16 protein-coding genes, 1 tRNA gene and 1 pseudogene are annotated in these 13,224 nt (G+C 63.8%); 12 read left to right on the forward strand and 6 right to left on the reverse strand.

The window, feature by feature from the left end:
* Together AC1DZT_RS21675 and AC1DZT_RS21680 are read left to right on the forward strand one after the other, a co-directional pair.
* A pseudogene (locus AC1DZT_RS21675) lies at positions 1-226 on the forward strand (IS1595 family transposase); the annotation flags it as partial.
* A 149-nt stretch (positions 227-375) separates the two neighbouring features.
* Positions 376-1,017 (forward strand): pyridoxamine 5'-phosphate oxidase family protein, encoded by a 642-nt coding sequence (locus AC1DZT_RS21680; RefSeq protein WP_478008734.1) that lies wholly within the window; start codon positions 376-378, stop codon positions 1,015-1,017.
* Positions 1,018-1,020: 3 nt separating this feature from the next.
* Here AC1DZT_RS21680 and AC1DZT_RS21685 read toward each other — a convergent pair whose 3' ends face one another.
* On the reverse strand, positions 1,021-1,338 hold the full coding sequence (locus AC1DZT_RS21685) for a hypothetical protein (RefSeq protein WP_478008735.1): 318 nt from the start codon (positions 1,336-1,338) through the stop codon (positions 1,021-1,023).
* Positions 1,339-1,552: 214 nt separating this feature from the next.
* The gene (locus AC1DZT_RS21690) at positions 1,553-2,290 is read right to left on the reverse strand and encodes an SDR family oxidoreductase (protein ID WP_478008736.1); all 738 of its coding nucleotides are present in this window, start codon (positions 2,288-2,290) and stop codon (positions 1,553-1,555) included.
* Positions 2,291-2,409: 119 nt separating this feature from the next.
* Here AC1DZT_RS21690 and AC1DZT_RS21695 point away from each other — a divergent pair, with 119 nt between their 5' ends.
* The 4 genes from AC1DZT_RS21695 to AC1DZT_RS21710 all read left to right on the forward strand — a co-directional run bounded on the left by AC1DZT_RS21695 (position 2,410) and on the right by AC1DZT_RS21710 (position 6,295).
* On the forward strand, positions 2,410-3,015 hold the full coding sequence (locus AC1DZT_RS21695; RefSeq protein WP_478008737.1) for a TetR/AcrR family transcriptional regulator: 606 nt from the start codon (positions 2,410-2,412) through the stop codon (positions 3,013-3,015).
* Between the two features lie 89 nt (positions 3,016-3,104).
* Entirely contained in the window at positions 3,105-4,904 is a 1,800-nt protein-coding gene (gene lepA / locus AC1DZT_RS21700) for a translation elongation factor 4 (RefSeq protein WP_478008738.1), read from the forward strand.
* A 110-nt stretch (positions 4,905-5,014) separates the two neighbouring features.
* Entirely contained in the window at positions 5,015-5,770 is a 756-nt protein-coding gene (locus AC1DZT_RS21705; RefSeq protein ID WP_478008739.1) for a PIN domain-containing protein, read from the forward strand.
* Between the two features lie 375 nt (positions 5,771-6,145).
* Positions 6,146-6,295: an entericidin A/B family lipoprotein gene (locus tag AC1DZT_RS21710; protein WP_478008740.1), complete on the forward strand. Its 150-nt coding sequence runs from the start codon at positions 6,146-6,148 to the stop codon at positions 6,293-6,295.
* Between the two features lie 69 nt (positions 6,296-6,364).
* Here the strand turns inward: AC1DZT_RS21710 and AC1DZT_RS21715 are convergent, their stop codons facing one another.
* Positions 6,365-6,502 (reverse strand): entericidin A/B family lipoprotein, encoded by a 138-nt coding sequence (locus tag AC1DZT_RS21715; protein WP_478008741.1) that lies wholly within the window; start codon positions 6,500-6,502, stop codon positions 6,365-6,367.
* A gap of 129 nt (positions 6,503-6,631) precedes the next feature.
* Positions 6,632-7,144 (reverse strand): BrnA antitoxin family protein, encoded by a 513-nt coding sequence (locus tag AC1DZT_RS21720; protein WP_478008742.1) that lies wholly within the window; start codon positions 7,142-7,144, stop codon positions 6,632-6,634.
* A gap of 150 nt (positions 7,145-7,294) precedes the next feature.
* Between AC1DZT_RS21720 and AC1DZT_RS21725 the strand changes: the two genes are divergently transcribed.
* Complete coding sequence (locus AC1DZT_RS21725) at positions 7,295-7,582, forward strand: hypothetical protein (RefSeq protein ID WP_478008743.1); 288 nt, start codon at positions 7,295-7,297, stop codon at positions 7,580-7,582.
* Here the strand turns inward: AC1DZT_RS21725 and AC1DZT_RS21730 are convergent.
* Positions 7,566-7,757 (reverse strand): DUF3329 domain-containing protein, encoded by a 192-nt coding sequence (locus AC1DZT_RS21730; protein WP_478008744.1) that lies wholly within the window; start codon positions 7,755-7,757, stop codon positions 7,566-7,568. The genes AC1DZT_RS21725 and AC1DZT_RS21730 overlap by 17 nt on opposite strands.
* Before the next feature lie 124 nt (positions 7,758-7,881).
* On the opposite strand from AC1DZT_RS21730, the gene AC1DZT_RS21735 reads away from it, so the two are divergent.
* On the forward strand, positions 7,882-8,199 hold the full coding sequence (locus AC1DZT_RS21735) for an antibiotic biosynthesis monooxygenase family protein (RefSeq protein ID WP_478008745.1): 318 nt from the start codon (positions 7,882-7,884) through the stop codon (positions 8,197-8,199).
* Positions 8,200-8,232: 33 nt separating this feature from the next.
* Here AC1DZT_RS21735 and uvrB read toward each other — a convergent pair whose 3' ends face one another.
* Entirely contained in the window at positions 8,233-10,410 is a 2,178-nt protein-coding gene (uvrB, locus tag AC1DZT_RS21740) for an excinuclease ABC subunit UvrB (protein WP_478008746.1), read from the reverse strand.
* Between the two features lie 308 nt (positions 10,411-10,718).
* Here uvrB and AC1DZT_RS21745 point away from each other — a divergent pair, with 308 nt between their 5' ends.
* From AC1DZT_RS21745 to AC1DZT_RS21760, 4 genes are all read left to right on the forward strand, one after another.
* Positions 10,719-11,030, forward strand: a complete 312-nt coding sequence (locus AC1DZT_RS21745; protein WP_478008747.1) for an ETC complex I subunit — start codon at positions 10,719-10,721, stop codon at positions 11,028-11,030.
* Positions 11,031-11,086: 56 nt separating this feature from the next.
* A complete protein-coding gene (locus AC1DZT_RS21750) occupies positions 11,087-12,529 on the forward strand; it encodes a hypothetical protein (protein WP_478008748.1) in 1,443 nt (480 codons plus the stop codon).
* Positions 12,526-12,990 carry a GNAT family N-acetyltransferase gene (locus AC1DZT_RS21755; RefSeq protein WP_478008749.1) on the forward strand — a complete coding sequence of 155 codons (465 nt, stop codon included), beginning with the start codon at positions 12,526-12,528 and terminating at the stop codon, positions 12,988-12,990. The genes AC1DZT_RS21750 and AC1DZT_RS21755 overlap by 4 nt, the downstream gene beginning before the upstream one ends.
* A gap of 32 nt (positions 12,991-13,022) precedes the next feature.
* Positions 13,023-13,099: transfer RNA gene (locus tag AC1DZT_RS21760), tRNA-Arg, on the forward strand.
* Positions 13,100-13,224 lie beyond the last annotated feature (125 nt).

A 13,224-nucleotide genomic window follows, 5' to 3' on the forward strand; every position in this document is an offset into this window, starting at 1 on the left:
TGTCCGCGTCGACCATGGCCGCGACGAATTCGTGCGTGGCGAAGTCCATATCAATGGCATCGAGGCCTTCTGGGGCTATGCCAAGACCCGCCTCGCCAGGTTCCGCGGCATCAGCCCCGCCACCTTTTCTCTGCACTTGAAGGAGTGCGAGTTCAGGTACAACAATCGGGGCGAGGATCTCACCCGGCTTCTCCTCGAAATCTGCCGGAAAAACCCCCTCTGCTAGTCAAGACCCTCTGCGAAAATTCCCGCAGGACCCCACCGTCCCACCTGAATTTTCGCAGAAAATTCGCCCCCGCCCTTCCGAATTTTCGCAGAAAATTCGCAGCCTTCCCCCGAATTTTCGCCGAAAATTCGCGCCCCGCCGGAGGACCGATGACCCAGCAAGCCGCCCCGACCGACCGCACCCGCCTGCGCCGGATGTCCGAAAAGGCCGCCCATGACCGGGCGACGATCGACGCCATCCTCGATGCCTGCCCGGTGGCCCATGTCGGCTATGTGGTGCAGGGCGCGCCCCATGTCACGCCCACGCTGCAATGGCGGGTCGGTGACCGCGTCTTCTGGCATGGCTCTGCCGCCAGCCGCTTTCTGCGCGCCATCGACGGCAGCCCGGTCTGCCTGACCGTCACCCTGACCGACGCCCTGGTGCTGGCCCGTTCGGGGTTCGAGCATTCGGTCAACTTCCGCTCGGCCATGCTGTTCGGCACCGCCCATGTCGTGACGGACCCGGAGGAAAAGGAAAGCCATCTCAAGGCCATGATGGACCAGCTCTTTCCCGGCCGCTGGCCCCAGCTGCGCCCGATGACCCGGCAGGAGCTGAAGGCCACCGCCGTCCTGACCATGGTAATCGACGAAGCCTCGGCCAAGATCGGCGACGGCATGCCGGATGATCCGCCCGAAGACCGCGCCTGGCCGGTCTGGGCCGGGATCGTGCCGCTCACCACCACGCTGGGCACGCCGGAACCCGCCCCCGACTGTCCGCCGGGGCTCGCCCTTCCGGTGGTGAAATTCGGCTAGGCCTCAGCCGGCGCAGGCCTGCTTGGCCTGGTTGCCGAAGGTCACATAGCGGCTCCAGAAGGCATCATCCTGGGCCGAGCGCGACATGCGGACCTTCTGCGCCTTGTCGGGGTCCTTGAAGAAGGTCGCCGCCAGCCGCTGATCCGACCCGCCCAGCGTGACATCCGCCACCTGCTGGATGCAGCTGCACAGCGAGCGGTTGCCCGAGCTGCGGTTCGACTTCATGCAGGCGTTCTCGATCGGCCCGGCCGAGGCAACCCCGGCCATGCAAAACAGCGAAAGGGCGGCAAAACCGGCCCCGAAAAGCAACTTGCGCATCATACTGCCTCTTGCCGCAAGGTCGGGAGAACCCCGCCTCAGTGGTTTTTGTTGCAAGCATGGTACCGATTCGAAAGGGATTTTTCAACCCTGGCAGGGGTTTGTGCGGGTTTTCGCTGGCGCCCCACCATGGCGCCCCACAAACTGTGGCACCGTGACGGATGACCCCTAGAGCTTGGGGAGGGGCGGGGGGACGAAGCCACCTCGCCGCCCCGTTTCAGACCGCGGACCAGCCGCCATCCACCACCAGATTGCCGGCCCGCATATAGGCCGATTCCCCGCTGGCGAGGTAAAGCGCCGCCTGCGCCATCTCGGAGGGCTGGGCCGCACGGCCCGCCGGGATCTGGCTGACAAATCCCGCCACCGCCGCATCCGGCATCCCCATCTTGCCGAAGATCGGCGTCTCGGTCATGCCCGGCGACAGGACATTGACCCTGATGCCGCGCGGCGCCAACTCCAGCGTCCAGCTCCGCGCCAGCGAGCGCACCGCCGCCTTGGTCGCGGCATAGATGCTGCCACCCGGCAGCGCCTTGTCCGACACGGCCGAGCCGGTGAGGATGACCGAGGCCCCCTCGCTCAGATGCGGCAGCGCGGTCTGCACGGTAATCACCACGCCGTTGATGTTGATGCCCAGAAGCCCGGCCAGATGCACATCGTCAATCGCTTCCAGTGGCGCCAGTGGGGCCACGCCGGCATTGGCAAAGACCACGTCGAGGCCGCCGAAGGCCGCCGCCACCTGGGCCACCGCCGCCGCCATCTCGGCGCGCGAGGTGACATCGGCCCGCAGGGCCAGCACATCCGCGCCCAGTTCATGCCCCGCCGCCGCCACCCGCGCCGCCGATTGCCCGGTGATGGCGACCTTGGCGCCCTCGGCGAGGAACAGCCTTGCCGTCTCCAGCCCGATCCCGGTGGTGCCGCCCGTGATCAGCACACGCTTGTCCTGAAGTTTGCTCATCGTCAGTCCTTTTCCCGCGCCCTGTTGTGCGCTATATCTGTACCAGGCGGTAATTAATACCGATCGGTACAGATATAGTCAACAGCGCAGCCCGCGCTGTGCAGGAAAAAGAGCACGCCATGTCCGCGCCCCGGGGTCGCCCCCGTTCCTTCGATGATGAGACCACGCTGAATTGCGTGCTGGATGTCTTTTGGAAACAAGGGTTTCTGGGCACGTCCCTCGTCGATCTCTGCGCGGCGACGGGGCTGAACAAGCCCAGCCTCTACGGCGCCTTCGGCAACAAGGAGGCGCTGTTTCTGACCGCGCTCGACCGCTACAACCAGCTTTACGTCGCCCCGCCGATCCGCGCGATGGAAGAGGAACCCGAGGCGAAAGCCGCGCTGCGCGGCTATCTGCGCGCCGCGATTCGCCGGATGGCGCGGCCCGATCTGCCGGCCGGGTGCCTTTTGATGACCAACATGGCCGCCACCGGCAGCGATGATCTGCCCGAGGGGGTCGCGGCAGAGATGAAATCCCTCGCCAGCGCCTCGCGCAGGGCGGTGGAGGGCCGCATCGCGCGCGCCGTGGCCGAGGGTCAGTTCCCCAAAACCGCCGACGCCCGGGCCTTCGGCGATTTCATCGAGGCCACCCTCTTCGGCATCGCCTCGATGGCCCAGGCCGGCACGCCGACCGAGGCGCTCGACCGCGTGGTGGACATGGCGATGCAGGCCTGGCCCGCAGCCTAGGGCAGGGCGGCGGAACCCCGGTTTTTCAGGGCGAAAACCGCCCGCATGCCCCCTTTCCCGCCCTTGCGCTTCCGGCTATAGGCTTGCGCATGACCCAGCTTGACCTCATCCGCAACTTCTCCATCGTGGCCCATATCGACCACGGCAAATCCACCCTCGCCGACCGGTTGATCCAGTCAACCGGCACGGTCAAGGACCGCGACATGAAGGCCCAGCTGCTGGACAGCATGGATATCGAGCGCGAGCGCGGCATCACGATCAAGGCCAACACGGTGCGGATCGATTACAAGGCCAAGGACGGCAAGACCTATGTCCTGAACCTGATCGACACCCCCGGCCACGTCGACTTCGGCTATGAGGTCTCCCGCTCGATGCGCGCGGTCGAAGGCTCGCTCTTGGTGGTCGACGCCTCCCAAGGGGTCGAGGCGCAGACCCTCGCCAACGTCTATCAGGCCCTTGATGCCGGGCACGAGATCGTTCCCGTCCTGAACAAGATCGACCTCCCCGCCGCCGAGCCCGAGCGGGTCAAGCAGCAGATCGAGGATGTGATCGGCCTCGACGCTTCGGATGCCATCGAAATCTCCGCCAAATCCGGCCTCGGCATCCCCGATGTGCTGGAGGCCATCGTCACCCGCCTGCCGCCGCCGAAGGGCGACCGCGACGCGCCCCTGAAGGCCATGCTGGTCGACAGCTGGTATGACGCCTACCTCGGCGTCGTCACCATGATCCGCGTCATGGACGGCGTGGTCAAGAAGGGCGACCGGATAAGGATGATGCAGACCAATGCCGTCTATGGCATCGAAAAGCTTGCGGTCCTCAAACCCCAGATGGTCGACATCGCCGAGCTTGGGCCCGGCGAGATCGGCATCTTCACCGCCCAGATCAAGCAGGTCCGCGACACCCGCGTCGGTGACACCGTCACCCACGAACGCAAGGGCTGCACCGAACCGCTGCCCGGCTTCAAACCGGCGCAACCCGTGGTCTTCTGCGGCCTCTTCCCGGTCGACGCCGCCCAGTTCGAAGACCTGCGCGAGGCGATCGAGAAGCTGTCCCTCAACGACGCCTCCTTCTCGACCGAGATGGAAACCTCCGCCGCCCTCGGCTTCGGCTTCCGCTGCGGCTTCCTCGGCCTCCTCCACCTCGAAGTCATCCGCGACCGGCTGGAGCGCGAGTACAACCTCGACCTCATCACCACCGCGCCCTCGGTGGTCTTCCACCTCTACATGAAGGACGGCGAGGTGCGCGATCTGCACAACCCCGCCGACATGCCCGACCTCACCTTCGTCGACCATATCGAGGAGCCGCGGATCAAGGCCACGATCCTCGTCCCCGACACCTATCTCGGCGATATCCTGAAGCTCTGCCAGGACCGCCGCGGCATCCAGCTTGACCTCTCCTATGCCGGCAACCGCGCGATGGTGGTCTACGACCTGCCGCTGGCCGAGGTGGTCTTCGACTTCTACGACCGGCTGAAATCGGTCTCCCAGGGCTATGCCAGCTTCGACTATGTCCTGTCGGAATACCGCGAGGATTTCCTCGTCAAGATGTCGATCCTGGTCAATGACGAGCCGGTCGACGCCCTGTCGATGATGGTCCACCGCGACCGGGCCGAGATGCGCGGCCGCGCCATGGTGGAAAAGCTGAAAGAGCTGATCCCCCGCCACATGTTCAAGATCCCGATCCAGGCCGCCATCGGCTCCCGCGTCATCGCGCGCGAGACGCTGAGTGCGATGCGCAAGGACGTGACCGCCAAATGCTATGGCGGCGACGCGAGCCGCAAGAAGAAGCTGCTGGAGAAGCAGAAAGAGGGCAAGAAGCGGATGCGCCAGTTCGGGAAGGTCGAGATCCCGCAGGAGGCGTTCATTTCGGCGCTGAAGATGGATGGGTGATGCTTGGTCTTGGGTTAGGATTGGGCATAGGCCGGTCCTCTGCGGGAAGAATTGTTGTGGCGCACTCCATTTATCGACTGATTGACGGTCCCTTCTTATATGGAGTTTGCATGGATGCGTGCAAACTAATTGGCGCTGAGAGCTTTGAGCTAAATCTTCAAGCACTCTGCGGTTCGTCGTATAGAACAGTCTATTATGATGCTCTCCCGATAAAGAAGGCAAAGCAGACTGAAGTAGAATTTGATGAAATCGAGGCCAAGAAGCTGGGGTTTCTCAACACGATGCGCGCCCACCCCAACATGCAGGTTAAAGACGGAATAACTCGCCTGAAAACTGAGGGGCGCAGGAGGGATGCAAGCGAAGTATTGGAGCAGAAGGGTGTCGATACTTGGATTGCGGTAGACGCGGTAAAGTATGCGCTAACTGGAATTGCCGACGAAATCGAAATTCTTACTTCTGATTCAGACATCTACCCGGCTTTCGAAGTGATTCGAGAAACTCGATCACGCGGTGTGCTCAAGTATGAATTTGGCCGGACGAGAGAGGAGTTGGTTTTTTCTGCAGATGTTGCGCACCGGATCCGGCTCGCGGAGGTAGCCGACTGGATAAGTCTTCCCACTCCGAACTCAGTTTCCGTTGCGAAACATGTTCCCATGAATAAGAAATCAGAGTTTGAACTTGACTCAGCGAAATACGAGTACGGGAAGCGCGATCAATTCTTTGTAGTAAACAGAACGGCTAAGGATGGATCGGCGCGTTCGCTGACCACAGACAGCTATCTCTCCTTAATAGACTGGCTAAATGATTTTGGAATCGTTAGAAGATGGTCTGAAATTGATAAGTTGATCAACCTCATTAAGCTATAGGGTTCAAGCTGGTTTCGAGCACCGCTGCGATTGCATTCGTTCTTTGCCCGATTTGACCCGCGTCAAATCGGGCCGCGCCTGCCTGCCCCCGGCAGGCGCGTTGCGCCAGCCCAGGCAGGCGCGCCCCGATTTCCATCTCTCCGGCTTGCGGCACAACCCCTCTTGGCCTCCGGCTTTCAGCCTCCGGCCAAGGGGCCGGGTGACCTGCCCCCGGCAGGTCCCCTGATCGGCCCCTGGTCGCCCCGGACTCCGCTGCCGCAAGCGGCCGTTGGGTGCAAGGTCTGGCGCCCCCGGCCGATCCCCGCCGAAAGCGCCTCGCCTGCGGAACCCTTTGCCGGGCCCCGCGTTGACCCCTGTCATTCAAAGGAGTCTCCCATGTCCCTGCGTCGCACCACCCCCGTCATCGCCCTTCTTGCCATCCTGGCCCTGTCCGCTTGCGAGACCATGAAGGGGGCCGGGCGTGATCTTCAGGGCGCCGGGCAAACCGTCACCCAAAGCGCCGATCAGGCGCAAGACCAGATGTAACAGGGCCAGACTTAACAGGGCGGGTGCGTGATCTCACGCACCGGCCCCCACGCCAAAACCCAAGCTGCCTCAGTTCGCGGCCTTCTGCGCCTCCGTCGTGACGGCGTGGCCGGCCGAGGACAGGTCCCGTCCGGCACCGGCGATGGTTTGGCAACCGGCGGTGGCGATCAGGGCGGTCAGGCACAGCAGCGGCAGGATGAGGCGCATCGAAATCTCCTTGAAACGGGCCCGCGCGGGGCGAGGCGGCAGCCACCCTAGCAGGCCGGCGGCGGGAATGTCCTGACCTGCCTTGGCCCTAGGCCGAGAATTGCCGAGGCGGGGACCGTGAAAGCCGCATCAGCGCAGGCGGAACCAGTCCTTCGGGTCGCCCGGCGCGCCGGTTTCGGCGTGACGGCGCTGCAGCTCCTCGGCCATGCGGGCGCGGGCCTTGCCCGGGGCAGGGGGGCCGTCATCCTCCCACACCTCGCCCAGGCTTTGCGCCGTCACCCCGAAGGCGGGCTTGCCCTCGTCATGGAGTTCGGCGCGCTTGCGGTAATGGGCGATGGTCTCGGCCCCCTTGATCACCCCGGCGAGGCGGGCATGCATGTAGCTTTTAAGCACCGTGTTGATGCGCGGGCCGTAACCTTCGCCCATCGACTTGAAGAATTTCACCACATCGGCATCGAGCCGCAGGTTGACCTTGACCCCCGCAGCCTCCGGCGTGGCGCGGGCGATCTGGTGCCATTCCTCCGGGATGCGGCCGGTCATCTCGATCGTGTTGTGCAGGTCCCATTCGAGGCGGCGCATCACATCCGCCATATAGGTGTAGTGTCTGGTCTGGGTCGCGCTCTGGTGTTTGAGATCGGTCATCTTGCCCTCCGGCCTGAAAGATAGACCGGGCCGGTTAACCAGATCTGACCGGGGCGGGCGTAGAGACGGAAGGAAGACGGAAGGAAGACGCGGGCAAGACGGCAGGATTTTCTTAACCGAAAATTAACCGGCACATGAGGATATGGCGCCATGCGCATGATAATCCTCATCCTTCTTCTGGCCGCCTGCGATGCCAGCCCCGCGCCGCAGATGATCGGGGCGCAAAGTGTGAAGGTTGCGGTCGATGGCCGCGATTACACCGTCTGGCGCAACGGCACGGCCTTCGAGGTGGTGCGCCACGGCTGGGCCAGCGTCGCCGAACGCCCCCAGATCAAGGAAACGATGCTGCAGGTGGTGCAACAGGTGACGGGTTGCAAACCGCTGCCGACGCAAGGGGATAGCGGCGAGATCCGTGGGCGGCTCAGCTCTTGTCGATGAAAAGCTTCCAGCCGGCATAGGCCCCGGCGGCGCAGAACATCAGGCCCCACATCGGCTCGCCCTGCCAGAATTCGAACAGGCCCCAGGCGAGGGGGAGGGCGGTGGTCAGCACCCGCACCCAAGTCTTTGCAAACATGGGGTGATTGGCGTCAAGGAAGGGTTTGCGCTCTCTCATCACTGGCTCTCCTGCGTGGCAAACCGGTCCGCCGGGTGCCGGTTCAGTCTAGGGCCTGACGGCGCCGATGCCAAGCTTGCCCGATGCCCTTGCGGGGTCTAGGCTGGACAAAAGGGAGGCCGACATGACGAAGATTTCAGCCGATTTTCACGGGCAGACCGTGATCACCACCTTCGAGACCACCCCCGGCCATTGCGCCGACCTGCTGGACGAGCTGAACGCGGCCTATGACGCCTTCATCCGCCATCAGTCGGGGTTCATCTCGGCCGGGCTGCATGTGAACGACGCCCAGACGCGGATCGCCAATTACTCGCAATGGCAGCGGCGCGAGGATTTCATGCAGATGCTGCGCACCCCGGAAATGCGCGAAAGAAACCGCCGGATCGCCGCGCTCTGCTCGCGGTTCGAACCGGTGATGTACGAGGTCGCGGCGGCGTTTTAACGCGCCGTTTCAAGGGGATGGCCCGCGGCGGCCTCAGCGCCGCCGCTTGTTGCCGCCGCGCTGTCCGGCCCGGCCCGCGGTGCTGCGCCCCGACTTCGAGACCGCCTCTTCCACCGCCTCGTCGATGACGCTCTGCCGCGCCAGGGGGTCGTCGGCCACGGCGAGCTCCACCGCTTCCAGTCGCTTGACCTCGTCGCGCAGGCGGGCGGCTTCCTCGAATTCCAGGTTCTCGGCGGCCTTGCGCATCTGCAGGCGCAGGGCCTCCAGATGGGCGGCAAGGTTCTGGCCGACATTGGCTTTTTCGACCTTGGCCGTGACGCGCGCCTGATCGGTATCGCCCTGCCACAGACCCTGCAGCACGTCCTCGACGTTCTTCTTGACCGTCTGCGGCGTAATACCGTGTTCGAGGTTATAGGCGATCTGCTTGTCACGCCGGCGGTTGGTCTCCGCCAGGGCGCGCTCCATCGAGCCGGTGATGCGATCGGCATACATGATCACCCGGCCGTCGGCGTTGCGCGCGGCACGTCCGATGGTCTGGATCAGCGAGGTTTCCGAGCGCAGGAAGCCTTCCTTGTCGGCGTCCAGAATCGCAACCAACCCGCATTCCGGAATGTCGAGCCCCTCGCGCAGAAGGTTGATCCCGACCAGCACATCGAAGGCGCCAAGCCGCAAATCCCGCAGGATTTCAATGCGTTCCAGCGTGTCGATGTCCGAGTGCATATAGCGGATGCGGATGCCCTGTTCGTGCATGTAATCGGTCAGATCCTCGGCCATCCGCTTGGTCAGCGTCGTCACAAGCGTCCGCATCCCGGCGGCCGAGACGCGGCGCACCTCGTCCAGAAGGTCATCGACCTGCATCTCGACCGGGCGGATTTCGACCATCGGGTCGACCAGACCGGTGGGCCGGATCACCTGTTCGACAAAGACGCCGCCGGCCTGCTCCATCTCCCACGAGGCCGGGGTGGCCGAAACGAAGACCGATTGCGGGCGCATCGCGTCCCATTCCTCGAACTTCAGGGGCCGGTTGTCCATGCAGGAGGGCAGGCGGAAACCGTGTTCCGCCAGGGTGAACTTGCGCCGGTAGTCGCCCTTGTACATGCCGCCGATCTGCGGCACCGAGACGTGGGATTCGTCTGCAAAAACAATGGCATTGTCAGGGATGAACTCGAACAGCGTCGGCGGCGGCTCGCCCGGCGCGCGGCCCGTGAGGTAGCGGGAATAGTTCTCGATCCCGGCGCAGGCGCCGGTGGCTTCCATCATCTCGACATCGAAATTGGTGCGCTGCTCCAGCCGCTGCGCCTCGAGCAATTTGCCCTCGGCGATGAAGCGGTCCAGCGTCTGCTGCAGCTCGATCTTGATGCCCTTGATCGCCTGTTGCAGCGTCGGGCGCGGGGTGACGTAGTGCGAGTTGGCATAGATGCGGATCTGCTTGAAGACATCGGTCTTGGCCCCGGTCAAAGGGTCAAATTCGATAATCGCTTCAAGCTCTTCGCCGAAGAAGGAAAACCGCCAGGCGCGGTCTTCAAGGTGGGCGGGCCAAAGTTCCACCGTATCGCCGCGCACCCGGAAGCTGCCCCGCGCAAAGGCCATGTCGTTGCGCCGATAGGCCTGCGCCACCAGTTCCGCCATCATCCGGCGCGGGTCGTAGTTCTGGCCCACGACAAGGTCTTGCGTCATGGCCGAATAGGTCTCGACCGAGCCGATGCCATAGATGCAGGAGACCGAGGCGATGATGATCACATCATCGCGCTCCAGAAGCGCACGGGTGGCCGAGTGGCGCATCCGGTCGATCTGTTCGTTGATCTGGCTTTCCTTCTCGATGAAGGTGTCGGTGCGGGCGACATAGGCCTCGGGCTGGTAGTAGTCATAGTAGCTGACGAAGTATTCGACCGCGTTTTCCGGGAAAAACCCTTTGAATTCCGCATAAAGCTGGGCAGCGAGGGTCTTGTTCGGGGCGAGGATGATCGCCGGGCGCTGGGTCTCCTCGATCACCTTGGCCATGGTGAAGGTCTTGCCGGTGCCGGTGGCGCCCAAGAGCACCTGGTCGTGATCGCCGGCCAGAACCCCCTTGGAAAGCTCCGCAATCGCGGTCGGCTGATCGCCTGCGGCCTGGAACGGGGTCTGCATGACAAAGCGCCGCCCACCCTCGAGCTTGGGCCGGCTGAGGACTTCGGGACGCGGGTTGAGCGCGTTGGAATTGTTATGGGGCATGGTGATTCCCTTCGGCCCCCAATCTATTCCGTTTTTGTTCCCTTTAAAGGGGGCGGTTAACCGATCGGTAAGACCTCCTGCCGCAAAGTGAAGAAAGCCAGATCAACTTTAGGGGAATTGCGCCAAAGATATGCAGCTTTCAGTTGAAATGCGAAACATTCCGGGGCAAGCTGAAGGGGCAAGCAGCAAACACTGTCGGCTGGGCGCACCACACACCCCACCCAACCCCAGCAACCAGCCGACAGCACCTTGCACTTTCCCCCCATATTCGGAATATAGCAGGCAGCCCTGATCTCGTGAGGTTTTCCATGCGCGCGCGCATCTACCAACCCGCCAAGACTGCGATGCAGTCGGGCACCGCCAAAGCCAAGGGCTGGGTGCTGGAATTTGCCCCGGCCACCGCCCGCGAAGTTGACCCGCTGATGGGCTGGACCTCGTCGGACGACATGGACAGCCAGGTCCGCCTGCGGTTCGACACCAAGGAAGCCGCCGAAGACTATGCCCGCGCGCGCGACATCGCCTTCGACGTGATCGACCCCCATGCCCGCCGTGCCAATATCCGCCCCGGCGGCTATGGCGAGAATTTCGCGACGAACCGCAAGGGCGTCTGGACGCACTGATCTTACCGAGCTTTATGGCCCCGGCGACGGGGCTTTTTCATTTTTCGGAGTTTGTCATGAAAAAGCATGCACTTGCGCTGATTCCTCTTCTTATGGCTTCGACCGCGCTGGCCAATCCGGCCACCCAGGACGGCGCCGATCACCTGACCCAGGTCTTCCAGACCTATCTCGGCGCCACCGAAGGTGTGGTCGAGGTGACGGCGGATGGCGACAGCTATACCGTCAAGCTCGATGCCAGCCCCTTCATCGCGATGGGCAAGGACGAAGGCATCGCAGGCACCGTTTCGCCGATCGAGATGAGCCTGACCGACAATGGCGATGGCACCTGGGCCGTCTCCGAAGACCAGCCGCTGAAGGGCAGCCTGACCCTGCCCGAGGGCGGCTCGGTGGAGTTTTCGGCGGAGTCGGTGAAATCCGAGGGCACCTTTGACGAAAAGCTGATGGCCTTCTCGACCTCGACCTTCGAGGTGACCGGCGTCAAATCCTCCTCCGTCATGGGCAAGGCCGAGGCCGGCCAGGCCAACAGCACCAACACGATCGATTCGATCTCGGGCAGCAGCACGTCGGTGGCCAATGCGGCGGGCGGCGTGGATTCGCACATGACGACCGTGGCCAAGAACCAATCCTCCACGATGGAAATGCCCAGCCCCGGCGAGGGCGGCGCGCCGCAAACGATCAGCTACACGATCGAAAGCGTCAGCCAGGACATGACCATCACCGGGCTGAAGACCGATGCGACCTACAAGGCCATCGCCTGGTTCGTCGCCCATCAGGGCGAAGAGGCGATGAAGGCCGACAAGGCGGGTCTGAAGACCGTGCTGACCGACTGGTTCCCGATCTTCGGCAATGTCTCGGGCACCGGCACCGCCACCAACATCTCGGTCCAGTCGCCGGTCGGCCAGATCGGCGTAGCCGAGATCAAGACCAGCGTGGACATCAACGGCGTCGTGGCCGATGGCAAGGGCCGCATGGGCTTTGCCCTGTCGGGCGTGACCTTGCCCGAGGGTCTGGTGCCGGCCTGGGCCGTGCCGATCCTGCCGCAGAAGGCCTCTTTCGACGTGCAGGTCACCGATTTCGACGCGGCGGCGGGTGCCACGGCGGCCATGGGGGCGTTTGACCTGCCCGACGGCATGGCCGACACCACCGAGTTCGACAAGGCGGTTCAGGCGGCTTTCCTGCCCAAGGGCACCGTGACGATCACGATGAACCCGGGCGCTGTCACCGGCGACGGCTACGAGCTGACCTATGAGGGCGCCATGGTGGCCGGCCCCGACACCGAAGTGCCGACCGGCACCGCCAAGGTCACCCTGACCGGCGCCGAAAAGCTGCAAGCTGCGCTGCAGGCCGCCCCGGACGAGATCAAGGGCCAGGCGATGATGGGCTTCGGCATGGCGCAGGGCATGGCCAAGCAGGAAGACGGCAAGCTGGTCTGGGAGATCGACGCCTCCAAGCCGGGCTCGCTGCTGATCAACGGCACGCCGATGATGGGTGGCAATTGAGCGAGACGATCACCAGGGAAAGCCCCGCCGGACCGGATCTTGCGCATCTCTTCGCGCGCCATACGGCGGACATGCACCACGACACCCCGCCGGAAAGCATCCACATGATGGATGCCGGCGCGCTGGATGTGCCGGAGGTGGCTTTCTTCGTGCTGCGCGATGCGGGGGCGCCCCTGGCGATGGGCGCCTTCAAAGTCTTCGAGCCGGGCCATGCCGAGATCAAGTCGATGCATGTGCTGGCCGAACACCGCGGCAAGGGCCTGTCCTCGCGGATGCTGTCGCATCTGGTGACGGCGGCCCAAGCCGCAGGCGTCACCCGCCTGAGCCTGGAGACCGGGTCGCAGGACATGTTCCTGCCGGCCCGCATGCTTTATGAACGGGCGGGTTTCACCTATTGCCCGCCCTTCGGCGATTATGTGCTGGACCCGATGTCGGTTTTCATGACGCGCACCCTTGCGTGAAACCCGCGCCTGCCGCAAAAGAGCGTCAGTGCGGCCCCGTAGCTCAACTGGATAGAGCAAGGACCTTCTAAGTCCGAGGTTGAGGGTTCGATTCCTTCCGGGGTCGCCATATGCGCCAGCGGCAATGCGGGCGGATGCGTCCCGGTTCTCCTGCACACCGCCACCACCTTGGCCCCTGCCGGGCGTGCCGCAAATTCCTGCCGCAGCTTCTGCTAGCATGTCGCCAAAACGCGC

Source organism: Rhodobacter sp. P1_C2, from assembly GCF_056406375.1.

Coding starts and splice junctions, on each gene's coding strand:
- uvrB (WP_478008746.1), bottom strand. CDS start 10,410: ATGCCCCATAACAATTCCAACGCGCTCAACCCGCGTCCCGAAGTCCTC.
- AC1DZT_RS21720 (WP_478008742.1), bottom strand. CDS start 7,144: ATGACCGATCTCAAACACCAGAGCGCGACCCAGACCAGACACTACACC.
- AC1DZT_RS21680 (WP_478008734.1), top strand. CDS start 376: ATGACCCAGCAAGCCGCCCCGACCGACCGCACCCGCCTGCGCCGGATG.
- AC1DZT_RS21745 (WP_478008747.1), top strand. CDS start 10,719: ATGCGCGCGCGCATCTACCAACCCGCCAAGACTGCGATGCAGTCGGGC.
- AC1DZT_RS21725 (WP_478008743.1), top strand. CDS start 7,295: ATGCGCATGATAATCCTCATCCTTCTTCTGGCCGCCTGCGATGCCAGC.
- AC1DZT_RS21750 (WP_478008748.1), top strand. CDS start 11,087: ATGAAAAAGCATGCACTTGCGCTGATTCCTCTTCTTATGGCTTCGACC.
- AC1DZT_RS21735 (WP_478008745.1), top strand. CDS start 7,882: ATGACGAAGATTTCAGCCGATTTTCACGGGCAGACCGTGATCACCACC.
- AC1DZT_RS21710 (WP_478008740.1), top strand. CDS start 6,146: ATGTCCCTGCGTCGCACCACCCCCGTCATCGCCCTTCTTGCCATCCTG.
- AC1DZT_RS21705 (WP_478008739.1), top strand. CDS start 5,015: ATGGATGCGTGCAAACTAATTGGCGCTGAGAGCTTTGAGCTAAATCTT.
- AC1DZT_RS21715 (WP_478008741.1), bottom strand. CDS start 6,502: ATGCGCCTCATCCTGCCGCTGCTGTGCCTGACCGCCCTGATCGCCACC.
- AC1DZT_RS21685 (WP_478008735.1), bottom strand. CDS start 1,338: ATGATGCGCAAGTTGCTTTTCGGGGCCGGTTTTGCCGCCCTTTCGCTG.
- AC1DZT_RS21690 (WP_478008736.1), bottom strand. CDS start 2,290: ATGAGCAAACTTCAGGACAAGCGTGTGCTGATCACGGGCGGCACCACC.
- AC1DZT_RS21730 (WP_478008744.1), bottom strand. CDS start 7,757: ATGAGAGAGCGCAAACCCTTCCTTGACGCCAATCACCCCATGTTTGCA.
- AC1DZT_RS21695 (WP_478008737.1), top strand. CDS start 2,410: ATGTCCGCGCCCCGGGGTCGCCCCCGTTCCTTCGATGATGAGACCACG.
- lepA (WP_478008738.1), top strand. CDS start 3,105: ATGACCCAGCTTGACCTCATCCGCAACTTCTCCATCGTGGCCCATATC.